At 70.6% G+C, this 20,794-nt stretch carries 24 protein-coding genes; 7 read left to right on the top strand and 17 right to left on the bottom strand.

Annotation, left to right across the window (positions count from 1 at the left end):
* Positions 1 to 7: 7 nt before the first annotated feature.
* Entirely contained in the window at positions 8 to 793 is a 786-nt protein-coding gene (locus VF522_RS23535; RefSeq protein ID WP_330910768.1) for a GntR family transcriptional regulator, read from the bottom strand.
* Between the two features lie 40 nt (positions 794 to 833).
* A complete protein-coding gene (locus VF522_RS23530) occupies positions 834 to 1,730 on the bottom strand; it encodes a LysR substrate-binding domain-containing protein (RefSeq protein ID WP_330910767.1) in 897 nt (298 codons plus the stop codon).
* 117 nt (positions 1,731 to 1,847) lie between these two features.
* Here VF522_RS23530 and VF522_RS23525 point away from each other — a divergent pair, with 117 nt between their 5' ends.
* Together VF522_RS23525 and VF522_RS23520 are read left to right on the top strand one after the other, a co-directional pair.
* Positions 1,848 to 3,032 carry an acyl-CoA dehydrogenase gene (locus VF522_RS23525; protein ID WP_330910766.1) on the top strand — a complete coding sequence of 395 codons (1,185 nt, stop codon included), beginning with the start codon at positions 1,848 to 1,850 and terminating at the stop codon, positions 3,030 to 3,032.
* 4 nt (positions 3,033 to 3,036) lie between these two features.
* On the top strand, positions 3,037 to 4,191 hold the full coding sequence (locus tag VF522_RS23520; protein WP_330910765.1) for a CaiB/BaiF CoA-transferase family protein: 1,155 nt from the start codon (positions 3,037 to 3,039) through the stop codon (positions 4,189 to 4,191).
* Positions 4,192 to 4,239: 48 nt separating this feature from the next.
* Here the strand turns inward: VF522_RS23520 and VF522_RS23515 are convergent, their stop codons facing one another.
* A complete protein-coding gene (locus VF522_RS23515) occupies positions 4,240 to 5,229 on the bottom strand; it encodes an asparaginase (RefSeq protein WP_330910764.1) in 990 nt (329 codons plus the stop codon).
* Positions 5,230 to 5,236: 7 nt separating this feature from the next.
* Positions 5,237 to 6,232 (bottom strand): tripartite tricarboxylate transporter substrate binding protein, encoded by a 996-nt coding sequence (locus VF522_RS23510; protein WP_330910763.1) that lies wholly within the window; start codon positions 6,230 to 6,232, stop codon positions 5,237 to 5,239.
* 123 nt (positions 6,233 to 6,355) lie between these two features.
* Between VF522_RS23510 and VF522_RS23505 the strand changes: the two genes are divergently transcribed.
* The gene (locus VF522_RS23505) at positions 6,356 to 7,249 is read left to right on the top strand and encodes a LysR family transcriptional regulator (protein WP_330910762.1); all 894 of its coding nucleotides are present in this window, start codon (positions 6,356 to 6,358) and stop codon (positions 7,247 to 7,249) included.
* 2 nt (positions 7,250 to 7,251) lie between these two features.
* Here VF522_RS23505 and VF522_RS23500 read toward each other — a convergent pair whose 3' ends face one another.
* The 11 genes from VF522_RS23500 to phnG all read right to left on the bottom strand — a co-directional run bounded on the left by VF522_RS23500 (position 7,252) and on the right by phnG (position 16,945).
* The gene (locus VF522_RS23500) at positions 7,252 to 8,373 is read right to left on the bottom strand and encodes a TauD/TfdA family dioxygenase (protein ID WP_330910761.1); all 1,122 of its coding nucleotides are present in this window, start codon (positions 8,371 to 8,373) and stop codon (positions 7,252 to 7,254) included.
* A 115-nt stretch (positions 8,374 to 8,488) separates the two neighbouring features.
* Positions 8,489 to 9,694 carry a hypothetical protein gene (locus VF522_RS23495; protein WP_330910760.1) on the bottom strand — a complete coding sequence of 402 codons (1,206 nt, stop codon included), beginning with the start codon at positions 9,692 to 9,694 and terminating at the stop codon, positions 8,489 to 8,491.
* Positions 9,694 to 10,305 (bottom strand): hypothetical protein, encoded by a 612-nt coding sequence (locus VF522_RS23490; protein WP_330910759.1) that lies wholly within the window; start codon positions 10,303 to 10,305, stop codon positions 9,694 to 9,696. The genes VF522_RS23495 and VF522_RS23490 overlap by 1 nt, the downstream gene beginning before the upstream one ends.
* The gene (locus tag VF522_RS23485) at positions 10,302 to 11,144 is read right to left on the bottom strand and encodes a serine hydrolase (RefSeq protein ID WP_330910758.1); all 843 of its coding nucleotides are present in this window, start codon (positions 11,142 to 11,144) and stop codon (positions 10,302 to 10,304) included. Before VF522_RS23485 ends, VF522_RS23490 begins: the two co-directional genes overlap by 4 nt.
* A 109-nt stretch (positions 11,145 to 11,253) precedes the next feature.
* Positions 11,254 to 12,393, bottom strand: a complete 1,140-nt coding sequence (locus VF522_RS23480; RefSeq protein ID WP_330910757.1) for an alpha-D-ribose 1-methylphosphonate 5-triphosphate diphosphatase — start codon at positions 12,391 to 12,393, stop codon at positions 11,254 to 11,256.
* Entirely contained in the window at positions 12,390 to 13,100 is a 711-nt protein-coding gene (gene phnL, locus VF522_RS23475; RefSeq protein ID WP_330910756.1) for a phosphonate C-P lyase system protein PhnL, read from the bottom strand. The genes VF522_RS23480 and phnL overlap by 4 nt, the downstream gene beginning before the upstream one ends.
* A complete protein-coding gene (phnK, locus tag VF522_RS23470; protein ID WP_330910755.1) occupies positions 13,097 to 13,897 on the bottom strand; it encodes a phosphonate C-P lyase system protein PhnK in 801 nt (266 codons plus the stop codon). The genes phnL and phnK overlap by 4 nt, the downstream gene beginning before the upstream one ends.
* Positions 13,894 to 14,787, bottom strand: a complete 894-nt coding sequence (locus VF522_RS23465; protein ID WP_414709577.1) for an alpha-D-ribose 1-methylphosphonate 5-phosphate C-P-lyase PhnJ — start codon at positions 14,785 to 14,787, stop codon at positions 13,894 to 13,896. Before VF522_RS23465 ends, phnK begins: the two co-directional genes overlap by 4 nt.
* Before the next feature lies 1 nt (position 14,788).
* Positions 14,789 to 15,892, bottom strand: coding sequence for a carbon-phosphorus lyase complex subunit PhnI (locus VF522_RS23460; protein WP_330910753.1), 1,104 nt, complete (start codon positions 15,890 to 15,892; stop codon positions 14,789 to 14,791).
* 1 nt (position 15,893) lies between these two features.
* Positions 15,894 to 16,487, bottom strand: coding sequence for a phosphonate C-P lyase system protein PhnH (gene phnH / locus VF522_RS23455; protein ID WP_330910752.1), 594 nt, complete (start codon positions 16,485 to 16,487; stop codon positions 15,894 to 15,896).
* On the bottom strand, positions 16,487 to 16,945 hold the full coding sequence (gene phnG, locus VF522_RS23450) for a phosphonate C-P lyase system protein PhnG (protein ID WP_414709578.1): 459 nt from the start codon (positions 16,943 to 16,945) through the stop codon (positions 16,487 to 16,489). Before phnG ends, phnH begins: the two co-directional genes overlap by 1 nt.
* 69 nt (positions 16,946 to 17,014) lie before the next feature.
* Here phnG and phnF point away from each other — a divergent pair, with 69 nt between their 5' ends.
* The 4 genes from phnF to VF522_RS23430 are packed head-to-tail and all read left to right on the top strand — an operon-like array spanning position 17,015 to position 19,417.
* Positions 17,015 to 17,770 carry a phosphonate metabolism transcriptional regulator PhnF gene (phnF, locus tag VF522_RS23445; RefSeq protein ID WP_330910750.1) on the top strand — a complete coding sequence of 252 codons (756 nt, stop codon included), beginning with the start codon at positions 17,015 to 17,017 and terminating at the stop codon, positions 17,768 to 17,770.
* A complete protein-coding gene (locus VF522_RS23440) occupies positions 17,767 to 18,450 on the top strand; it encodes a DUF1045 domain-containing protein (protein ID WP_330910749.1) in 684 nt (227 codons plus the stop codon). Before phnF ends, VF522_RS23440 begins: the two co-directional genes overlap by 4 nt.
* Positions 18,447 to 18,989, top strand: a complete 543-nt coding sequence (gene phnN / locus VF522_RS23435; RefSeq protein WP_330910748.1) for a phosphonate metabolism protein/1,5-bisphosphokinase (PRPP-forming) PhnN — start codon at positions 18,447 to 18,449, stop codon at positions 18,987 to 18,989. Before VF522_RS23440 ends, phnN begins: the two co-directional genes overlap by 4 nt.
* Complete coding sequence (locus tag VF522_RS23430) at positions 18,986 to 19,417, top strand: GNAT family N-acetyltransferase (protein WP_330910747.1); 432 nt, start codon at positions 18,986 to 18,988, stop codon at positions 19,415 to 19,417. Before phnN ends, VF522_RS23430 begins: the two co-directional genes overlap by 4 nt.
* On the opposite strand, the gene VF522_RS23425 is transcribed toward VF522_RS23430, so the two are convergent.
* Both VF522_RS23425 and phnE read right to left on the bottom strand, forming a co-directional pair.
* A complete protein-coding gene (locus tag VF522_RS23425; RefSeq protein ID WP_330910746.1) occupies positions 19,414 to 19,977 on the bottom strand; it encodes a phosphohydrolase in 564 nt (187 codons plus the stop codon). The two genes, VF522_RS23430 and VF522_RS23425, sit on opposite strands and share 4 nt — an antisense overlap.
* Positions 19,978 to 19,985: 8 nt before the next feature.
* Positions 19,986 to 20,792: a phosphonate ABC transporter, permease protein PhnE gene (gene phnE / locus VF522_RS23420; RefSeq protein ID WP_330910745.1), complete on the bottom strand. Its 807-nt coding sequence runs from the start codon at positions 20,790 to 20,792 to the stop codon at positions 19,986 to 19,988.
* Positions 20,793 to 20,794: the final 2 nt, after the last annotated feature.

Raw genomic sequence — 20,794 nt, 5'->3', positions numbered from 1 at the left:
GAATCCTTCAGAACATTTCCTTCGCGACGATGCGCGCGTCGATGGCGCCCACCTGCGAGACCTCCATCTGGTACTCGTAGCGGTCGGGCCGGTACAGGCCGTGCAGCAGCTGCATCGGCCTGTCCTGCACGTCGTAGACGAGACGGCGCACCCACAGCAGCGCGGCGCCCACCGGCACCTGCAATTCGGCGGCCACCTTGGCATCGGCCTGCCGCGCCGAGACGGTCTGCACCGCGCGGCCGGCCTCCAGGCCCGCCTCCTGCAGCAGCTGCAGCATCGGCTTGCCGGCCAGCTCGGCGCGGCCGAAGCCGCGCACCAGTGCCTCGGGCACGTAGGTGGTGATGTGCGAGACCGGGCCGGCCGGCGTGCTGCGGCGGCGCACGGCCTTGCGCACCTTGTCGCCGGCATCCATCCGCAGCGCCTGCGCCATCTCCGGCGAAGCCTGGATCACGCGCCATTCGATCACCTTCACGGTGGTGCCGCGGCTCGCCTGCACGATGTTGCCCAGCAGGCCTTTCAGCGGCGTTGCGGCGGCGTTCTCGACTTGACCTGCCCTACGGGGCTGCTGCACGGCCGGACGCGTGCGGCGCCCGGCCTCGCGCAGGATGCGGCCTTCCTGCGCGAGCTGGTCGAGCGCGCGCCGCACCGTGATGCGCCCCACGCCGAAGTCACGGGCCAGGTCCAGCTCGCCCGGCAGGCCTGCCGCGTGGCGGCCTTCCTGCAGCTGTTCGAGCAGCACCAGGTAGACCTGGTGGTACTTGGAGATCGGCAGTGAAGCGTCGAGATCCGGCATCCTGTCCTGATTCTAGAACAGGTTCCATGAATAGGACAACTCAGCCGTTCGCTTCCGCCTGCAGCCACTCGCGGAACGCGGCCAGCGCCGGGCGCTCGCCTTCGGCCGGCTGCACCAGGTAGTAGCCGCGCTGGCCGGGCAGCGGCCGGTCGCAGGCGATCGCGAGCGTGCCCTGCTCCAGCTCCTGCTGCACCAGCAGCGTCGGCACCAGCGCCACCCCGAGGCCGCAGGCCGCGGCCGCCGCCTGCATGGAGAACAGTTCATAGCGTGGTCCCGCCATCGCCCGTTCCGCATCCACGCCCTGGGCGTCGAACCACTGGCGCCAGGCCTCCGGCCGCGTGGACTGCTGCAGCAGCGGCAGGGCCGCCAGCGCCTTCGGCGTGAACGGGCGGCCATTCCTGAGGAGGGAAGGTTTGCAGACGGGCACCACTTCCTCGGGCAGCAGCAGCACGGACCGCGTGCCGGCCCACTGCCGCAGCTGTTCCGGCGTGCCCGCGAACAGGGCCGCATCGGCCTGCGTCTCGGCAAACAGGAAGGGCCGCACGCGCGCTTCGATGTGCACCTGCAGTTGCGGATGCAGGCGCTGCAGGGCCGGCAGCCGCGGGATCAGCCAGCGCACGGCGAAGGTCGGCACCGAGGCGATGGTGAGGCGATCGCCCTGCCCGCCGCGGCCCTGCAGGTCGAGGGTGTCGCGCTCCAGCGCATCCAGCCGCTGGCCCACCTGCCGCGCGTAATCGGCCCCGGCCGCGGTGAGCGTCATGCCGTGCTGGGTGCGGCGAAACAGCGCGACGCCCACCAGCTCCTCCAGCGCCGCGACCTGCCGCGACACCGCGCCCTGGGTGAGCGCCAGTTCCTGGGCGGCGCGGGTGAAGCTCTGGTGGCGCGCGGCCGCCTCGAAGCACATCAGGGCCTGGGTGGAAGGCAGTCGGCGTCGCATGAGGCGTCCTCAGAAATGAGCTTCGATCATATGTGGAGGAGAAATCCTCGTTTGCCGGCTGGACACGCTTCTCCTAGCATCCGGGCTCCATCGTCCCTTGCCTTGTGAGTGAACAGCATGACTTCAGCCGCCCGCTTCTCCTGGTCCGACCCCTTCCTGCTGGACGCGCAGCTGAGCGACGACGAGCGCCAGGTGCGCGACGCCGCGCACGCCTACTGCCAGCAGGCGCTGCTGCCGCGCGTGCAGGAAGCCTTCCGCCACGAGAAGACCGACGCGTCCATCTTCCGCGAGATGGGCGAGCTGGGCCTGCTGGGCGCCACCATCCCCGAGCAGTACGGCGGCGCCGGCCTCAACTACGTCTGCTACGGCCTGGTCGCCCGTGAAGTGGAGCGTGTCGACTCCGGCTACCGCTCGATGATGAGCGTGCAGTCCTCGCTGGTGATGGTGCCGATCAACGAATTCGGCACCGAGACGCAGAAGCAGAAGTACCTGCCCAGGCTGGCGCGCGGCGAGTGGATCGGATGCTTCGGCCTGACCGAGCCGAACCACGGTTCCGACCCCGGCAGCATGATCACGCGCGCCCGCAAGGTCGACGGCGGCTACAAGTTGACCGGCTCCAAGATGTGGATCACGAACTCGCCGATCGCCGACGTGTTCGTGGTCTGGGCCAAGGACGACGCCGGCGCGATCCGCGGCTTCATCCTGGAAAAGGGCTGGAAGGGCCTCACCGCTCCCGCCGTCCACGGCAAGGTGGGCCTGCGTGCGTCGATCACGGGCGAAGTCGTGATGGACGAAGTGTTCTGCCCCGAGGAGAACGCCTTCCCCGAAGTGCGCGGCCTCAAGGGTCCGTTCACCTGCCTGAACTCGGCCCGCTACGGCATCGCCTGGGGCGCCCTGGGTGCTGCCGAGGACTGCTTCCACCGCGCGCGCCAGTACGTGCTGGATCGCCAGCAGTTCGGCCGCCCGCTGGCCGCCAACCAGCTGGTGCAGAAGAAGCTGGCCGACATGCTCACCGAGATCAGCCTGGGGCTGCAGGGCTGCCTGCGCCTGGGCCGCATGAAGGACGAAGGCACGGCGTCGGTCGACCTCACCTCCGTCCTCAAGCGCAACTCCTGCGGCAAGGCGCTGGACATCGCCCGCGTCGCGCGCGACATGATGGGCGGCAACGGCATCAGCGACGAATTCGGCGTGGCCCGCCACCTGGTGAACCTGGAAGTGGTGAACACCTACGAGGGCACGCACGACATCCACGCGCTGATCCTCGGTCGCGCCATCACCGGCATCGCCGCCTTCTCGAACTGAAGCGATGACTGGAACGGCGAATGCGCCGCGCCCGCTGGCCGGCGTGCGCGTGCTGGACCTCTCGCGCGTACTGGCCGGGCCCTGGTCCGGCCAGATCCTGGCCGACTACGGCGCCGACGTGATCAAGGTCGAACGTCCCGGCGCCGGCGACGACACCCGTGCCTGGGGACCCCCCTGGTGGGGCGAAGGCGAGCAGCGCGTGGCCGCCTACTTCGTCTGCGCCAACCGCGGCAAGCGTTCGGTGGCGATCGACATCGCGAGCGAAACGGGGGCGGCCCAGGTGCGCGAACTCGCGCGCGAAGCCGACGTGCTGCTGGAGAACTACAAGGTCGGCCAGCTCGCCAAGTACGGGCTGGACTGCGCCAGCCTGCAGGCGGTCAACCCCGGCCTCGTCTACTGCTCGGTCACCGGCTACGGCCAGGACGGGCCGCTGGCCCACAAGGCGGGCTACGACTTCGCCATCCAGGCCGAGGGCGGGCTCATGAGCATCACCGGCGACCCGGGCGGCGAGCCGCAGAAGGTCGGCGTGGCCGTCACCGACGTGATGACCGGCCTGTACGCGACCACGGCGATCCTCGCCGCGCTGCACGAGCGGCGCTCCACCGGCCGCGGTCGCCACATCGACGCCGCGCTGCTGGACGTGCAAGTCGCGATGCTCGCCAACCAGGCGTCCAACCGGCTGATCGGCGGCCGCACACCCACGCGCATGGGCAACGCGCACCCCAACATCGTGCCCTACCAGGTGTTCGCCACGCGCGATGGCCAGATGGTGCTGGCGGTCGGCAACGACGGCCAGTTCGCGCGCTTCTGCGAGCTGGCCGGGCATGCCGAAATGGCACGCGACGAGCGCTTCGCGACCAACCAGGCGCGCGTGGCGAACCGCGCCGCGCTGATCGCGCTGATCACGTCGTGGACCCTGCAGCGCGATACGCAGGAATGGGTGGACGCGCTCGATCGCGCCGCGGTGCCCTGCGCGCCCATCCTCGACGTCGACCAGGTGCTGGAGCATCCGCACGTGGTGGCACGTGGGATGCGGCTGGATTCCGCCTCGGCGGACGTGCCGCCGATGATCGCGCACCCGGTGCGCTTCGATGGCCAGCGGCCGCAAGCGGGGCTGCCGCCGCCCGCGCTGGACAGCGGCACGCCCGCTTGGCTCTGAACTGAATGTCGCCCTCCCCCTCCGGGGGAGGGCCGGGGTGGGGGCGCTTCAGCCTTCGAACAGCCGCCGCAGCTCGTTCGGCCCCACCGCTCCATCCTGCAGCGCCAGCATCAACACGATGCGCGCCTTCCACGGCGAAAGATCGCCGCTGAGCACCGCGCCCGCCTCCACCATCAACGCCGAAGACCCGGCAAAGCCGTAGCCCACGCGCGTGCCGCCACGGGGGATGCGCGTCGACACCACCACCGGCACGCCCTGGCGCATGACGTCCACGATGGCCTCGCCCATTTCTCCGTTCACGTGCCCCGAAGCCACCGCCTCGATCACGATGCCGCGGGCACCGGCAGCGACCGCCGCGTGCACCATCGCGCCATCGGCGCCCGCGTACATGGGCACGATGTCCACGCGCGGCAACCCGGACGCGCGCAACGGCAGGTGCAGCCGCCGCTGCGGCGAGCGATGGAAGGTGACGCGCTCGTTGACGACCGATCCCAGGTAGCCCCATTCGCCCGATTGGAAGGTCTCGACGTCGACGGTGTGCGACTTGGTCGCCTCGCGCGCCGCGTTCACGTGTTCGTTCAGCGCCACCAGCACGCCGTGGCCTCGCGCGGCGGGCGCGCGGCAGATCTTCAGCGCCGTCAGCAGGTTGCGCGGGCCGTCGAAGTCGCGCGCCGAGGCGTTACGCTGCGCGCCGGTGACCACCAGCGGCTTGTCGCTGCGCACGGTGAGGTCGAGGAACCAGGCGGTTTCCTCCAGCGTGGCGGTGCCGTGCGAGACGACCACGCCCGCGATGTCCTCGCGCTCCAGCAGCGACTGCGCCAGCGGCGCCAGACCCACCCATTGCCGGGGGCCGAGGTGCGGCGACGGCACGCGGCAGAAGTCGTGCACCTCGACCTCGCCTGCTTCCTCGCCCACCGCCTGCAGCAGGTCCTGCCCGGACAGCACCGGCATCGCCAGGCCGGTGGCCGGGTCGATGCGCGAGACGATGGTGCCGCCGGTCGTGATCAGCGCGCAGCGCTGCGCGGGGACTGCAGCCATCGCCACCTCAGTCGAGCGAGAAGTTGGCGGACTTGACGACGGCGCCCCAGGTGCGGATCTCGGAGTCGACGTACTTCGTGAACTCCTCCGGCGTGCCGCCGATCGGGAAACCGCCCAGGCCTTCCAGCTGCTTCTTCACTTCCGGCGTAGCAAGGATGCGGTTCACCTCGGCGTTCAGCTTGTCGACGATCGGCTTCGGCGTCTTCGCCGGCGCCGCCAGGCCGTTCCAGGACAGCACGTGGAAATCGGACAGGCCGGCTTCGGCCGTGGTGGGCACCTCGGGCAGCTCGGGCAAGCGCTTCGGGCTGGCCACCGCGATGGCGCGCAGCTTGCCGGACTGGATGTGCTGCCCCAGGCCCAGCGAGGTCATGAAGCCCATCGCGACGTTGCCGGCCAGCAGGTCGTTGAGCGCGGGGCTGGCGCCCTTGTACGGGATGTGGACGATGTCGATGCCGGCGCGGTACTTCAGCATCTCGCCGGCCAGGTGCGGCGAGCCGCCGACGCCGGTGGAGGCGTAGTCCAGCTTGCCCGGCTGCGCCTTGGCCAGGGCCAGCAGTTCGTTCAGGTTCTTCGCCGGGACCTTGGGGCCCACCACCAGCACGCTGGGAGAAGCCATGAACTGCACGATGGGCGCGAGGTCCTTGCGCGTGTCGTAGTTCAGCTTCTTGTACACGGTCATGTTGGTCGCGTTGGCGATGGTCTCCACCAGCAGCGTGTAGCCGTCCGGCGCCGCGCGCACCACCTGCTCGGTCGCGATGTTGGAGCCGGCCCCCGGCTTGTTCTCCACGATCACCGGCTTGCCCCAGGCCTGCGACAGCCGCGTGGCCACCACGCGTGCAATGATGTCGGTGGGGCCGCCCGGCGGGAAGCCGACGACGATGGTGATGGGGCGAGACGGATATGCGGCGGCGTCCTCGGCGGCGGCGGCGTCCTGCATCGTGGCCAGGCCCGCCAGGATGACGGCAAGGGCCGAGTTGACGGCGCGGCGGGTGGGGTGCTTCATGATGTCTCCTGTGTAGTGCGCCCGATGCGCGACCATTGCGCCGGGCGGTCTTGATCAAAAATTCTAGGCCCCCCACCCGATGCATCAAGCCATATTTCTGCAACTGGCAATGAAGAAAAACTGATGAAGCTTTCCTTCTTCGCGACGCTCGACGCGGTGCTGCGCACCGGCAGCCTGGCCGCGGCGGCGCGCGAGATGCACGTGACGCCGAGCGCCGTGAGCATGCAGATGAAGCAGCTGGAGGCCCACTTCGGCCAGCCCCTGTTCGATCGCGCCGGGCTGTCGGTGCGGCCCCGCCCCATCGCGACGGAGATCGCGGAGACGATGCGCGACACGATGGGCCGGCTGGAGTCCTTGCGCCGGCGCACCGGTTCCCGCGTGGAAGGCCAGCTGCGGCTGGGCGTGATCGAGACCATGCAGGCGACGCTGCTGCCCGCCGCCATGGCGTGGCTGCGCGCGCACCACCCTGCCCTGCACGTGCGGCCCGTGCGCGGCCGCTCCATCGAACTGCTGGAAGCGGTGAAGGCGGGCGAACTCGATGCGGCGGTGGTCGTGCAGCCGGCCGCCGGCGGCTCGCAGCGGCTGACGTGGTACCCCGTGCTGCACCGGGAGATGGTGCTGGTGGCGCCGCCCGATGCGACGGAGGCGCGCGCGCCGGCGCTGCTCAAGGCGCACGAGTGGATCCGCTTCGATCCCGAAACCGGCACCGGCCGCCTCGCCGCCCGCTGGGTGCGCCTGCACGCTCCCGGCGCGCGGGCCACCATCGACCTGCAGTCGGTGCACGCGATCGTGGCCCTGGTGAGCGCCGGACTCGGCGTCTCCGTGGTGCCGGAACCGGACGCGCGCACGACCCAGGCGCACGGCGTGCGCATCGTGCGGCTGGGCCGCGACGCGCCGCAGTTGCAGGTCTCCCTGGTGGTGCGGCCCGCCGACGCCGACAGCCGCAAGCTGCAGGCCTTGCGCGAGGCGATGGCCGCCGCGCCCGTGGTGCAGGCGGCGGGCGGCGCTCGCCGCTGAACTCAGGCCGCCGCGGCCGCTTCCGGCAGCGCGATCACCGTGCGCGGGATCAGCGGCATGGCGTGGTGGGCCGCCTGGCGGGTCTCGAAATCGATGAAGTCCTGCGTCAGGTGGTCGCCACGCAGGCCGCCGCGCACGGCGCCGGCACGGGCGTCGCCGAAGTACACCGCCCACTGCGGGGGCAGCGGCTGCGACGAGGGCACGGAAAGCCACAGCCGATAGAGATGCCGCTTCAGGTCGGACTCCTCGAAGTCCTCGAAATCGGTGCGCGAGTGCAGCGTCACGTAGCTGTTCAGGAGTTGCAGGTCGCCGCGATCGAGCCACATCGAGTAGCAAAGCTTCGGATCGGCCATGAGCTCGTCCAGCAGGTCCAGCGCCTCGACCTGTTGCACCGTCAGGCGCGGCACCTCGGGGAAATCGCGCTGCGCGGCCATCACGTTCTTGCGGTTGGCGCGCATCGCCAGGTGCGCCGGATCGTCGCCGAGCAGCGGCAGCATGTAGAACGGCGGCTTGCCGGGGCCTTGCGCGCCCTGGTAGCTGTGGTACCAGGGACCTTGCAGCACCGGGATCAGGTCGGGGCGGCGGCGCGCGACCTCGTCGCGCAGGGCGATCGAGCTCACCACCTTGCTCTCGCCGCCCTTGCGGGCCGTGCGCCGGCACAGCAGGGCCACGACGTCGCAGGAGTCGCAGTGGAAGTCCAGTGCCGCGTTCGTGTTGTAGCCGCGGCCGTTCTTCGTCTTGTAGCTGCCGCCTTCGTCGCGCACGTCGTTCATGAACGCGCTGGCGCGGTTCTGCGTGCGCGCCGTGCCCATGTGCAGGCCCATGCCCCAGCAGGCGAGGCGCGCCTCGTCCTCGGTCCAGCGGTCGGTGGGCAGGCCCTTGACCAGGCACATGCCCCAGCGCCCCTGCGTCAGGTCGATCGCCTGGGCCAGCACGTCGGCCGCGGCTTTCGGCAGCGGGAAGTCGGCCGGCGTCATCGCCGTGAAGTCCTTGCCCGCGGCCTTGGCATGCAGCAGCGCGTGGTGGAATCCTTCGGCGGCCTCGGCGGAGACGCGGAGGATCCAGGACGTGTCGTTCTGGACGTCTGCGGCGGTCCAGGCGCGGGGGCGGAAGGCGGTGCTCATCGAACAGTTTCCTTGTGTGCGTGCCCTGGTGGGCTGTCCAAGGAAAGTCTAGGCGCGCCTTCGATCAGGAAAAAGCGCGAAGTTCTTCAGTGACGATGAAGTTTTCCTGATGAAGTCAGGCCCGTTCCCAAGCGTCCAGGTGCTGGATCAGGTCGTCGATCGCGATCACCTCGCGCTGCTTGTCCTCGCGTTCGAACACGATTCCCGACCAGCCGTTCATGCCGACGGGGCGCAGCTGCTGGCCGTTCATCCGCAGCTGCTGCCCCGACACCGCATGGATCACCACCCGCTCGTAGCGCGAGCGGGCGAGCTGCGCGGGCGGCGACACCGCATCCCAGGCGCAGAGATGGCCGACGTCCTCGTACTCCTGGGGTCGATCCTCCAGGTCGAGCAGCGACGGACTGCGCCCGCTCATGACGGCGCCGATCAAGCGGAAGGTGAAGGGGTCGGAAATGCGGCGGATCGAGCGCAGGAAATGGCGCACGGTCTGTCCTGCGATCGTGCGCAGCCCGATTTCGCCGTGGCGCTCCGTCTTCCACATCTCCTGGTCGATGTCGCAGGTGAAAGGGTTCTTCGGATAGCAGCTGAACTTCGCCAGCCACCCCTTGCGCGACGTGTGCGGCATGGGGTGGAAACCGGCAATGACGGGGAGGTCGTGCTTCGCGAGTTCGTCCAGCTCGTAGCTGGGCCACGTCATGACCTCGCGCACGACACCGACGATCAAGGTCGCCGTCGCGATCATGAGCGGCGGGCTGGGCGTGAAATCGGACGTGATCTCGATGCGGTCCTTGCGCGGGCGCACGCCGACCCCGGTGGACTGCCGGTTGGTCGCCAGCAGCATCACCGGCGCGGGCAGGATGTACGTGAGCAGGAGCGCGAGCTTGTCGATGCTGCGCCCGTTCGCCGGCTCGCCCCGCGGCAGCTCGAACGAGACGTTGTAGTGGGCGCTGAAGCCGACGAGCCGCGTCGCGTGGCCGTGGCCCGCATCCCAGGCGTCGAGCTCGCCGCGGATGAATTGCAGCGCCTCCCACAGCGAGCGTCCCGCGCGCGCCGCGCAGCCGCGCTCGATCTCGACCACCGGCGTCGCCACCTCGATGACGCCCGTGTCGAAGTAGACGGCCCCGCCCGTGGGCAGGTGATACGACGTGCCCTGGCGATGCATCAGCTCGCCACGGATGAAGTCGCGCGGGCTGCCGAACAGGTCTTCCGGCCGCGTCGGTTTGTCGTCGAGCATGAGGGAGCACTCGGCCTCCAGCCCCATCGCCGCGAGACGCAAGCGCTCGGGCGCGGAGGCTCGCTCCAGTTTCTTGCGGTCCGCCATCAGCTCGCTTCCTCGGGGTTGCCGGTTGCCTGCACGTCCACCGGGTCGAACACCGTGTAGCCCAGGTCGATGTGCAGGTGGTCGTCCGCCTCGCCCTCCTGCTGTCCGTAAGGGCGGATCCACACGCCGGGGATCACCCGGCGCGCGATGGCCGCGAACTGCTCGATCGCTTCACGGCTGTCGAGCCAGGTGTCGCCGATGCGGTAGATGTTGGCCGCCGTGCCCCAGCAGTGGCGCGAGGCATGCCGGCTCAGCGCATGCCCGGGCGAGCGGTAGCCGCCGTTGGCCGCCACGTGCACATAGGTGCCGACCTCGAGGCGAAACAGTTCGAGCGCGCCCGCCAGCAGCAGGATGGCGCCCGGAACGTAGCGCGGAAATGAACGCGCCAGCAGCGCTTCGCGCACGTCCACGCCGATGAGTTCCCACGCCTTGAAGTGCGGCGTCAGGTCCGTTTCCAGCGCCTGGTGCCAGGAATCCACCCGCAGGAACGTCGACGGCAGGATGCGCGCGGTGCCCGAACGATCCAGCAGCGCCTCTCCAGGCCGCAGCAGCTGCCGCCACTCCGGCGGCAGGTCTTCCAGGGACACGAGGGGCAGCGGCAGCGTGGTCATTGGGCAACCTGCCCCGTCATGTATTCGTACACGGCACGCGAGATGCGCGCGATCGTCTCCTGCCGCTGGCCGCTCACGTCGGGAGCCCACTCGGTGAGGATGACGACGACGTACGCATCGCGGCCGTCGAGATACACGATGCCCGCGTCATGGGCCACGGTGGAGATCTCGCCGGTCTTGTTGGCGACGCGCGCGTCTTCCGGCAGCCCGGCGGGGATGCCGCTGCGGAACTGCTGCTGGTGCAGGATGTCGAGCATCGCCTGGGACGCCTCGGGCGAGATGGCCTTGCCTTCCTCGATCAGGCGCATGGCATCGCACAGGCCGGCGGCGGTCACGCGATTGTTGAGGCCCGCCTCCCAGGCGGCCTCGTCCTCCACGCCGCGCTGCAGGTCGATGCCGCCCAGGTGCAAGCGTGCCAGCGATGCACGCGCCGCCTCGACCCCGACGAGATCGAGCAGCAGGTTCGTGGCCAGGTTGCTGCTGGTCACGATCATGTGCTCGGCCAGCTCGTGCACGGTGAGCATGCGTCCGAGCGCGGCGTGCACGGCCGCGTTCGCGTCGCGCTCCGGCCCCACCCGGAACGGCCGGCCGTCCACCATGCCGAGGAAACGGTTGCGCACGTGCACGCGCGAGAACGGCGCGAAGCGGTGCTGCTCGATGGCCTCGTACACGGCCAGCAGCACCGGCACCTTGATGGTGCTGGCGGCGTGGAACCAGCGCGCAGAGTTGAGCGACCAGGTCGTGTGGTGCTCGAAGTCGTAGGCGGCGACCGCGATGGCGGACGCGTTGGCCTCTTCGCCGATGCGCAGGATGGTGTCGCGGAGCGTGGCCTCGGGCATGCGTTCAAGCTTCTCGTCTATTGCACGATGGTGAGGCATCACAGGACACCATCGCGTCGGACTAGGCCCAAAGTGGGCGACCCGCCGCATGAAAGGCGGTTTACCTGAGCTACATCGCCCGTTCACCCCTGCACCAGGTGCCACGGACGATGGGCATCCCGCCGACTTCCCTGACACGGATGAAGTCGCCCCGTTGTCCCGGCGCGATCTCGCCGCGGTCATCCAGGGCGATCGAACGCGCCGGATTGCGGCTGATCGTCGCCATCGCCCGCGGCATCGTCCACCCGAGCTGGTCGCGCAGCAGGAAGGCCGAGTGCAGGAGGCTCGAAGGCACGTAGTCGGACGACATGATGTCCAGCAGGCCGCGCTGGGCCAGTTCGGCCGCGGAAACGTTGCCCGAGTGCGAGCCGCCCTTCACGAGGTTGGGACCACCCATGACGATCGCCATGCCGGCCTGCCGCGCCGCTTCGGCCGCACGCACCGTCGTCGGGAATTCGGAGATGGCGACCTGCTCTTCGCGCGCCAGCTGCACGTGCTCGATCTCGGTGTCGTCGTGGCTGGCCAGCGGGATCCGCAGCGCGTGGCAGCCGGCGACCACCTTGGCGCGGTGCGAGACCGCATAGCGTGCCTGCTGTTCCGTGCGTTCGCGCACCAGTTGCTCGTACTCGTTGTCGCGCAGGCTGCCGTTGCGTTCGGTGTAGCGGCGGTACTTGCCCAGGTCGCGCCACTGGCGCTGGCCCGGCGTGTGGTCCATCACGCTCACCAGTTCCACCAGCGGATCCGCGGCATAGCGCTCGAAGCTCTCGACCAGGTCGGGCGCGGACACCTCGCAACGCAGGTGCAGCAGGTGCTCCACCCGCATGAGGCTTTCGCGGCGGCAGGCGTGCAGCGCGTCGATGGAGGTCTGGTAGGTCTGGCTGCGCGTTCCGCCGTTGTCCATGTCGCCGATGACGATCGAGTCCAGCACCGTGGTGATGCCGGCGGCGGCGCACTGCGCGTCGTGCGTCACCGTCGCCGAGGTCGCGTCCCAGATCACGCCGGGGCGTGGCACGAGGTGCTTTTCCAGGTTGTCGGTGTGCAGTTCGACCAGGCCGGGCAGCAGCCAGTCGCCCTCCCAGTCTTCGGCTTCGGGCGCGGCCGTCGCGCCGCGGTCGACGCTGCGGATCGTGCCGCCTTCGATGACGGCGCAGCCGGTGAAAGTCTCGCCGGCGGTGACGATGCGGGCGTTGCGGATGGTGCGGCGGCTCATGCTGGCTCCAGGGAAGGGGTACGGAAGGACTCGAGGTCGAGGCAGCGGCTCGCCACCGCGTCGCGCACTTCCTCGTCGTGGAAGATGCCGACGACCGCGGTGCCGCGCGCGCAGGCTTCGCGGACCAGCGACACCACGACGGCGCGGTTGGCGGCATCCAGCGATGCTGTCGGTTCGTCGAGCAAGAGGATGGGATGGCCGGCGATCAGGCCATGCGCGATGTTCACGCGCTGCTGCTCGCCGCCGGAGAAGGTGGCCGGCGGCAGCTGCCACAGCCGCTCGGGCACGTTCAGGCGCGCCAGCCAACCGGCGGCGCTGCGACGCGCGCTCTCGAGGTCGACGCCGAGCTGCCGCAGCGGCTGCGCGACCACGTCGAGGGCAGGCACGCGGGGCACCACGCGCAGGAACTGGGACACGTAGCCCAGCGTGCGCCGGCGCACTTCGATCACCTCGGGCGGCTCGGCGGCGCTCATGTCCACTTCGCGGCCTTCGTGCAGCAGGACGATCTCGCCGGCACTGGCCGCGTAGTTGCCGTACAGGCAGCGCAGCAGCGAGCTCTTGCCGGTGCCCGAGCGGCCGGTCAGCGCCAGGCATTCACCAGCCGCCACCTGCAGGTCCACGCCCTCGAACACGGGAAGCCGCAGCCCGTCGCGGGCATGCAGCGTGAAGGTCTTGGCCAGGCCCCTGGCCCGCAGCAGGATGGTCATGGCGTGAGCACCGAGGAAACGAGGAGTTGCGTGTAGGGATGCGCGGGGTCGTCGAGCACGCGGTCCGTCAGGCCCTGTTCCACCACCTGGCCGTCCTTCATCACCACCATGCGGTGCGCGAGCAGGCGCGCCACGGCGAGGTCGTGCGTGACCACGACGGCGGCAAGACCCAGGTCCGAGACCAGCTCGCGCAGCAGGTCGAGCAGCCGCGCCTGCACCGACACGTCGAGGCCCGTGGTCGGTTCATCCATGAAGACCAGGCGCGGCTTCGTGACGAGGTTGCGCGCGATCTGCAGGCGCTGCTGCATGCCGCCGGAATACGTGCCCGGCAGGTCGTCCACGCGGGCGGCATCCAGCTCCACGCGCTCCATCCAGTGCAAGGCTTCGCCGCGCAGGCGCCCATAGTGTCTTGCCCCCAGCGCCATGAGGCGCTCGCCGATGTTGCCGCCGGCCGAGACGTTCATGCGCAGGCCTTCGCGCGCCTGCTGCTCCACGAAACCCCAGTCGGTGCGGGCCAGCCAGCGCAAGCGCGCCTCGGACAGCGTGCGCAGGTCGGTGAGGCCGGCGCCCTCGCCGGCATCGCGCACGTCGTAGCCGACGCTGCCTTCGTCGCAAGCCAGGCGCCCGGCCAGCAGGCGCAGCAGCGTGCTCTTGCCCGAGCCGGATTCGCCGACGACCGCGAGCACTTCGCCCTGGTGCAGGTCGAAGGACACGCCGCGGCAGGCCCAGTGCAGGCGCGAGCCGCGCAGGAAGCGCTTGCCGACACAGTCGGCGCGCAGCAGCACGTTGGCGCTCATGCCGTGGCCCCCAGCGGATCGCGCACGGCCACGGGCTGCTGCGTGCCGGCGTGGCCGGCGTCGCGGCGTTCGCCGCAGAAGTCGCTGTCTGAGCAGACGAACAGCCGCGCGCCGTGGTCGTCCACGATCATCTCGTCGAGGAAGCTCGTGCCCGAGCCGCATAGCGCGCAGGCATGCGCCCAGCGCTGCACCTCGAAGGGATGGTCCTCGAAGTCCAGGCTGCGCACCTCCGTGTACGGCGGGATCGCGTAGACCCGCTTCTCGCGTCCCGCCCCGAACAGCTGCAGGGCCGGGTTCATGTGCATCTTGGGGTTGTCGAACTTGGGGATGGGCGACGGCGAGGCGAGGTAGCGGCCGTTCACCAGCACGGGGTAGTCGTAGGTGCGCGAGATCGCGCCCAGGTGGGCGATGTCCTCGTACAGCTTCACGTTCATCAGGCCGTAGTCGGCCAGCGCATGCATGCGGGTGGCTTCCTGCCGGCGCGGCTCCAGCCGGAACAGCGGCTCGGGCATGGGCACCTGGTAGACCAGCACCTGCTGCTCCGTGAGCGGCGCCTCCGGGATGCGGTGCCGCGTCTGGATCACGGTGGCCTCGCGCGTGCGGCCGGTCGTGCGCACGCCCGTGGTCTTCTCGAAGAAGCGGCGGATGTTCACCGCATTGGTCGTGTCGTCGGCGCCCTGGTCGATCACCTTCAGCACGTCGGCGCGGCCGATCAGGCTGGCCGTCACCTGGATGCCGCCGGTGCCCCAGCCGTAGGCAAAGGGCATCTCGCGCGAGCCGAAAGGCACCTGGTAGCCGGGGATGGCCACCGCCTTGAGCAAGGCGCGGCGGATCATGCGCTTGGTGCGCTCGTCGAGGAACGCGAAGTTGTAGGCGCTGCTGCTGTCCATCTCAGGCGACCTTCTTTTCATCGGGGGACACGAGCTGCTGCGCGTGGGCCGCGCGCAGGCGCCGCACCAGTTCCAGCTCGGACTGGAAATCCACGTAGTGCGGCAGCTTCAGGTGCTGCACGAACCCGGACGCTTCCAGCACGTCGCAGTGCGACAGCACGAACTCCTCGTCCTGCGCCGGGGCGACCATCGGCTCGTCGAGTTCGCGCGCCCGCAGCGCCCGGTCCACCAGCGCCATCGCCATGGCCTTGCGTTCGCTGCCGCCGAAGGCCAGGCCGTAGCCCTGCGTGAACTGCGGCGGCACGCTGGTGCTGCCGGCGAACTGGTTGACCATCTGGCATTCCGTCAGCTCCACGTCGCCGATGTCGACGGCGAAGCCCAGTTCGTCCGGCACCAGTTCGACGCTGGCCTCGCCGCGGCGGATCTCGCCGGCGAAGGGATGTCCGTTGGCGTAGCCGCGCTGCGTGGAATAGCCCATGCCGAGCAGCCAGCCTTCGTCACCGCGGGCCAGCGCCTGCAGGCGCAGCGCGCGGTCGGCCGGAAAACGCAACGGCTCGCGCGTGAGGTCGCCCGGCTCGCGCGTACATTGCGGCTGCGGCATCTCGATCAGCCCCTCGCGAGCCAGCAGGTCGTTCACGCGCGGCACGGTGTCGGGCAGCGGCTGCGCCGCGGCGGCCTTCGCCTCGGGCGTGCCGCCTTCGGCGAGCAGCCGGAAGTCCAGCAGGCGCTGCGTGTAGTCGTAGGTGGGGCCGAGCACCTGGCCGCCGGGCACGTCCTTGAAGGTCGCGGAGACGCGGCGCTTCAGGTGCATGCGCGCCGTGTCGAGCGGCTCGCAGGTGCCCAGGCGCGGCAGCGTCGTGCGGTAGGCGCGCAGCAGGAAGATCGCCTCCACGAGGTCGCCGGCCGCCTGCTTGATCGCCAGGGCGGCCAGGTCGCGGTCGTACAGCGAGCCTTCCGTCATGACGCGGTCCACGGCCAGCGGAAGCTGCTGCAGGACCTGTTCGACCGAGAGCTCGGGCACCGACGGATCGCCGCGCCGCTGCGCCGCGACCAGGCGCCAGGAATGTTCGATGGCGGCTTCGCCGCCCTTGACTGCGACGTACATCTCAGACCTCCTGCAGCCGGCCGACGCGCGTCGTGCGGGGCAGTCCCAGCACCTGGGCGCCGCAGGTGAAGAAGATGTCCACGCCCTGCGGGAAGCCGGCATGGCTGGCCTGCCACTCGGCCCAGAATCCCTCGGGCAGGCCGGCGACGGCCAGGCGCACGCCGCCGGGGATGCCGGGGCCGTGCGCATCCATGGAGAGACCACCCTGCAGCGAGGGCACTTCCACCAGCAGCGTGCACGAGTGCTCCGGCTCGGCGGCGGTGCCGCCGCGGAAGCGCCGCAGCTCCGGCAGGTCCGCGGGGCGCGTGACTACCGCGAAGGCGGCCTGCGCGGGATCGGCAACGAAGCGCGCGCCCGTGTGGAAGCGCAGCCAGCGTTGCAGCGCCGGCGACGGCTCCTGCCACCACACGCGCGTGTCTTCGTCGGTGAGCGTCAGCAGCAGGTGCGCCTGCGCGGCGCCGAGCGGCAAGCCTGCGATGGGCGTGCCGAGCGCCTGCGCGCGGCCGGGCCGCGAGAGCGCCTCCAGCGCGACCCGGAAGGCCTGCTGCGCGTCGTGCACCGGATCACCCAGGCCGCCAGCGGGGATGGCATCCATCACGCTTCTCCCCGCACCATGGTGAAGAACTCGACGCGCGAGGCGGCAACGTCGCGGCCGCGCGCCGCACGCACCTCGGCCTGTTCGCGCGCGAGCGGCTCCACCAGGTCCCGCAGGATCGTGCCGCGCCGCGCCTCGTCTTGCAGCAGCGCATCGAACACGGCGATCAGTTCGGCGCGGCGCCGGTCCCGGCCCAGCAGGTAGCCGACGCCCAGGAAGTCGCCGACGCGCGCGGCGCATCGCGTGACCGTCGCTTCGCCCAGGTTGAACGCGTCGCCGGTGCCGCCCACCCTGCCACGCAGCATGGCCATGCCGCATTCCGGCTTGCGCACCAGTTCGTGCGCGGGCGGCGCGAGCTGGAGGAAGGCGCCTTCGAGGCGCTGGCGGGGTGCGCGCGCCAGCACGGCCAGCCAGCGCTGCCGCTCCTGCGTCGATGCCGATGGTTCTGTCATATGGATGTCTCGTTCGATTCCTACAGTGGCGTTGCCTTGCAGGAACGAACTTCAAACCCCCAACATGACCGACTGATGACACCCGACGTCTTCCGCCATGCTGCTCCCGCGCAGCGCAGCGGCGCCGCGGTCTGGCGCCGCATCGCCGACACCCTGTCCAGCGAGATCCGTGACGGCCGCTTCGCCGAAGGCCGCCTGCCCGCCGAGGGCGAGCTGGCGGCCCGCTTCCACGTCGCGCGCCACACGCTGCGCCAGGCGATGCAGGCGCTGCAGGACGAAGGCCTCCTGCGCGTCGAGCGGGGCCGCGGCACCTTCGTGCAGCGCTCGCTGCTCGCCTATCCGCTGTCGCGCCGCACGCGCTTTTCCGAGAACTTCAGGCGCCAGGGGCTCGCCCCGGCGCAGCACCTGCTGTCCGCCGGCATCGAGGCAGCCGATGCGCGCGTCGCCGCGGAACTGCAGCTCGCCGCCGGCGCCTCCGTCGTGCGCATCGAAAGCCTCAGCGAAGCGGACGGCCAGCCGCTGAGCGTGATGACTGCCTGGTATCCCGCCGACCGCTTCGCGGCACTGCCGCAACGCGTGCAGGACGGCGCGTCCACCACGGAGGTGCTGCGCGAGCTGGGCGTGGCCGACTACCTGCGCGCGCACAGCCGCGTCACCTCGCGCATGCCCGGCGACGAGACCGCGCGCCTGCTGCGCCAGCCGCCCACGCGGCCGCTGCTGTGCGTGGCCAGCGTCGACGTCGACCTGGAAGGCCGGCCGATCAAGTTCGGCGAGACCCTCTTCTGCGGCGACCGCATCGAGCTCACCGTGGACGCGGAGACCCCTTCGTGAGCGCGCGCTACGCGGTGTACTTCGCGCCCGCCGTGGATTCCCCCTGGTGGCGCTTCGGCGCGGGCTGGCTGGGATGGGACGAGATGCGCGGCAAGCCCCTGCCTCAGCCGCTGGTGCACGGCATCGCGCGCGAGGACTTCCACGAGATCACCGCGGAGCCCCGCCGCTACGGTTTCCACGCGACGCTCAAGGCCCCGTTCCGCCTTCGTGAAGGCGCCACGCAGCAGGACCTCCAGCGGCGCGTCGACGACCTGGCGCGCCAGCTGAACGCGGTGCCCCTCGGCGCCATGGAGCCCGTGCTCATCGCCCGCTTCATCGCGCTCGTTCCCGTGCGTTCTCCGGGCGGCCTGGCGGAGCTGGCGGCGCGCTGCGTGAAGGACCTGGACGACCTGCGGGGGCCCATGAGCGAGGACGACCTCGCGCGGCGCGCCGCCGGCCTCTCCCCGCGCCATCGCCAACTGCTGGAGCACTACGGCTATCCGTATGTCCTGGACCAGTTCCGCTTCCACCTGACACTCAGCGCGAAAGTCGATCCAGCCACCGCGGACCGGCTGGTGCAGGGCACCCAGACCACGCTCGCGCGGCTCGACGCGCTTCGCCTGGACCGGCTCTGCGTATTCCGCGAGGACCACGCCGCCGCCCCCTTCGCGCGCGTGCACGAGGCGGAGCTGCGGCCATGAAGGGGTGGTGGGTGATGGTCTGCGGCCCCTCCGGCGCCGGCAAGGACAGCGTGCTGGGCTGGGCGCAGCGCGAGCTCGCATCGCACCCGGCCATCTGCTTCGCGCGGCGGCTCGTCACGCGCCCGAGCGAGCCGGGGTCCGAGCACGAGCCGGTGGACCCGGCAACCCTGGAGGCGCTGCGGCGCCAGGGCGGCCTGGCCTGGAACTGGGATGCGCACGGCCTTCGCTATGGCATCCGATCGGAGTACGCGCGGCGCGTGGCGGCCGGCGAGATCGTGGTGGTGAACGGCTCGCGCGAGCATGCGCGGTCCGTGGCGCACCGGAGCGACCTGCGCTGCGTGCTGCTCACCGCGTCGCCGGACGTGCTGCATTCCCGCCTGCACACACGCGCCCGCGAGGATGCGAAGTCGATCTCGCTGCGCCTGGCGCGCAATGCCGGACTGTCCGCGCCCTTTGCCCACCGCGTGATCGCCAACGACAGCGCGCTGGAGAACGCCGGCGCCGCGCTGCGCGACTACCTCGTGGAGCTGGCGCGATGACGCCGCTGCTGCGGCATCCGCACGTGGGCGACGCGCCTGCGATCGTCGAGCTGCTGGCGCAACTCGGTTATCCCGGGGCCGAGGCTTTCATCGAGCGCCGGCTGCGCGAGCTCGACGAGCATCCCGACGCCCTGCTGCGCGTCGCCGAAGCCGATGGCGTGGTGCTGGGCGTGATTTCGCTGCACTTCCTGCCGCAGCTCGCGCTGCCGCGCGACTTCTGCCGCATCGCCTACCTGTGCGTCGCGGAAGGCGCGCGCGGGCTGGGCATCGGTGCGCGCCTGGAAGCCTGGGCCGAGGCGCAGGCACGGCTGCGCGACTGCGACCGCATCGAGCTGCACAGCGGCGTGCGGCGCGTCGACGCGCACCGCTTCTACGCGCGCATCGGCTACGCAGAGTCGCCGAAGTACCTGGTGAAGTCGCTCGCCTAGGCGGGCACTCCCGCGTCTTCCCGCAGGCTCACCTCGCGCAGGACCTTGCCGAAATGCGCCCAGCCCGGCGTCGCGCGGGTCGGGCTCTTGGCCAGGTCGTCCCACTGGCGCAGCGCGACCGCGTCCATCGCATGCGGCTCGCGCAGGAAGGCCTCGATCTCGAGGGCGCTGAACGGGCCGCCCTGCAGCTCCAGGCTGCGCCGGGACGCCGGCGAAAGCGTGTCCGAGTAGGTGGAGTCCATCGCGCACAGGAAGCGCTTGGCCGCCACGTGCAGGCGGATCGGCGCGAGCACCGCCTCGGGATACTCGCCGCGCAGGAAGGGCAGCCCGCGGAACTCGTGCAGGTCGTCGCCTTCTGGCGCGTCGGGCACCCCCGCGTACAGCAGGTGGCCCAGGTCATGCAGCAGCGCCGCGGCCACCAGTTCCGGGCGGGCATCGGCCTGCTGCGCGAGCAGCGCGCACTGCAGCGCATGCTGTTCCTGGCTGATGGCTTCGTTGCCGTAGCGGGCCGCGCCTTCGGTTTCGTAGAGGCGCACGATCTGCGGAATGGTCAGGGGCATGGCGGTTCCTAGACGAACACCCGGCGGATGCGGGCGGAAGCGAGATCGATCACGGTGACGGTGACGATCACGATGACCATCACTGCGCAGGTCTGGGCGTACTGGAAGCCGCGGATGATCTCCCAGAGCACCACGCCGATGCCGCCGGCGCCCACCATCCCGACGACGGAGGCGGAACGCACGTTCGACTCGAAGCGGTACAGCGAATAGGAGATCCACAGCGGCAGCACCTGCGGCAGCACGCCGTAGAAGACCTCCTCCACCGCGTTGGCGCCGGTCGCCCGGATGCCCTCGACGGGCTGCGGGTCGATGGCTTCCACGGCCTCGGAGAACAGCTTGGCGAGCACGCCCGTCGTGTGCACCCACAGCGCCAGCACGCCGGCGAAGGGACCGAGGCCCACGGCCACGATGAAGAGCATGGCGAACACCATCTCGTTGATCGCGCGCGCCGCGTCCATCAGCCGGCGCACCGGCTGGCGCACCCAGGCGGGCGCGATGTTGGACGAGGACAGCAGCCCCAGCGGCACCGCGCACACGACGGCCAGCCCGGTGCCCCACAGCGCGATCTGCACCGTGACCAGCATCTCCTGCAGGTACACGCGCCAGTCGCGGAAGTCCGGCGGGAAGAAGCTGCCGGCGTACTGCGTCATGTTGGCCGAGTCGCGCAGCAGGTCCAGCGGGCGCATGTCGGCGCCCTTCCAGGAAGCGGCGAGCAGCGCCAGCAGCACGCCCCAGCCGAGAAGCGCGCCCCAGTTCGCCCTGGGCGGCTGCGGCAGGCCCGGCGGGACGGCGGCCAGGTGACCGGTCTGGTTCATCG

The sequence above is a fragment of the Ramlibacter sp. genome, assembly GCF_036383835.1.
Classification (GTDB): domain Bacteria; phylum Pseudomonadota; class Gammaproteobacteria; order Burkholderiales; family Burkholderiaceae_C; genus Ramlibacter.
The sequence above is the reverse complement of the archived record's forward strand: the minus strand, read 5'-3'. Positions and strand labels throughout refer to the sequence as shown.

Bases quoted from the DNA above. Each gene is read 5' to 3' on its own strand.
- VF522_RS23425 (WP_330910746.1), bottom strand. From the start codon at position 19,977: ATGCCCCTGACCATTCCGCAGATCGTGCGCCTCTACGAAACCGAAGGC.
- VF522_RS23535 (WP_330910768.1), bottom strand. From the start codon at position 793: ATGCCGGATCTCGACGCTTCACTGCCGATCTCCAAGTACCACCAGGTC.
- phnH (WP_330910752.1), bottom strand. From the start codon at position 16,487: ATGGATGCCATCCCCGCTGGCGGCCTGGGTGATCCGGTGCACGACGCG.
- VF522_RS23480 (WP_330910757.1), bottom strand. From the start codon at position 12,393: ATGAGCCGCCGCACCATCCGCAACGCCCGCATCGTCACCGCCGGCGAG.
- VF522_RS23485 (WP_330910758.1), bottom strand. From the start codon at position 11,144: ATGCCCGAGGCCACGCTCCGCGACACCATCCTGCGCATCGGCGAAGAG.
- VF522_RS23460 (WP_330910753.1), bottom strand. From the start codon at position 15,892: ATGTACGTCGCAGTCAAGGGCGGCGAAGCCGCCATCGAACATTCCTGG.
- VF522_RS23510 (WP_330910763.1), bottom strand. From the start codon at position 6,232: ATGAAGCACCCCACCCGCCGCGCCGTCAACTCGGCCCTTGCCGTCATC.
- VF522_RS23525 (WP_330910766.1), top strand. From the start codon at position 1,848: ATGACTTCAGCCGCCCGCTTCTCCTGGTCCGACCCCTTCCTGCTGGAC.
- VF522_RS23520 (WP_330910765.1), top strand. From the start codon at position 3,037: ATGACTGGAACGGCGAATGCGCCGCGCCCGCTGGCCGGCGTGCGCGTG.
- phnL (WP_330910756.1), bottom strand. From the start codon at position 13,100: ATGACCATCCTGCTGCGGGCCAGGGGCCTGGCCAAGACCTTCACGCTG.
- VF522_RS23515 (WP_330910764.1), bottom strand. From the start codon at position 5,229: ATGGCTGCAGTCCCCGCGCAGCGCTGCGCGCTGATCACGACCGGCGGC.
- phnK (WP_330910755.1), bottom strand. From the start codon at position 13,897: ATGAGCGCCAACGTGCTGCTGCGCGCCGACTGTGTCGGCAAGCGCTTC.
- VF522_RS23430 (WP_330910747.1), top strand. From the start codon at position 18,986: ATGACGCCGCTGCTGCGGCATCCGCACGTGGGCGACGCGCCTGCGATC.
- VF522_RS23465 (WP_414709577.1), bottom strand. From the start codon at position 14,787: ATGGACAGCAGCAGCGCCTACAACTTCGCGTTCCTCGACGAGCGCACC.
- VF522_RS23530 (WP_330910767.1), bottom strand. From the start codon at position 1,730: ATGCGACGCCGACTGCCTTCCACCCAGGCCCTGATGTGCTTCGAGGCG.
- VF522_RS23495 (WP_330910760.1), bottom strand. From the start codon at position 9,694: ATGGCGGACCGCAAGAAACTGGAGCGAGCCTCCGCGCCCGAGCGCTTG.
- VF522_RS23505 (WP_330910762.1), top strand. From the start codon at position 6,356: ATGAAGCTTTCCTTCTTCGCGACGCTCGACGCGGTGCTGCGCACCGGC.
- VF522_RS23490 (WP_330910759.1), bottom strand. From the start codon at position 10,305: ATGACCACGCTGCCGCTGCCCCTCGTGTCCCTGGAAGACCTGCCGCCG.
- phnE (WP_330910745.1), bottom strand. From the start codon at position 20,792: ATGAACCAGACCGGTCACCTGGCCGCCGTCCCGCCGGGCCTGCCGCAG.
- phnF (WP_330910750.1), top strand. From the start codon at position 17,015: ATGACACCCGACGTCTTCCGCCATGCTGCTCCCGCGCAGCGCAGCGGC.
- phnN (WP_330910748.1), top strand. From the start codon at position 18,447: ATGAAGGGGTGGTGGGTGATGGTCTGCGGCCCCTCCGGCGCCGGCAAG.
- VF522_RS23500 (WP_330910761.1), bottom strand. From the start codon at position 8,373: ATGAGCACCGCCTTCCGCCCCCGCGCCTGGACCGCCGCAGACGTCCAG.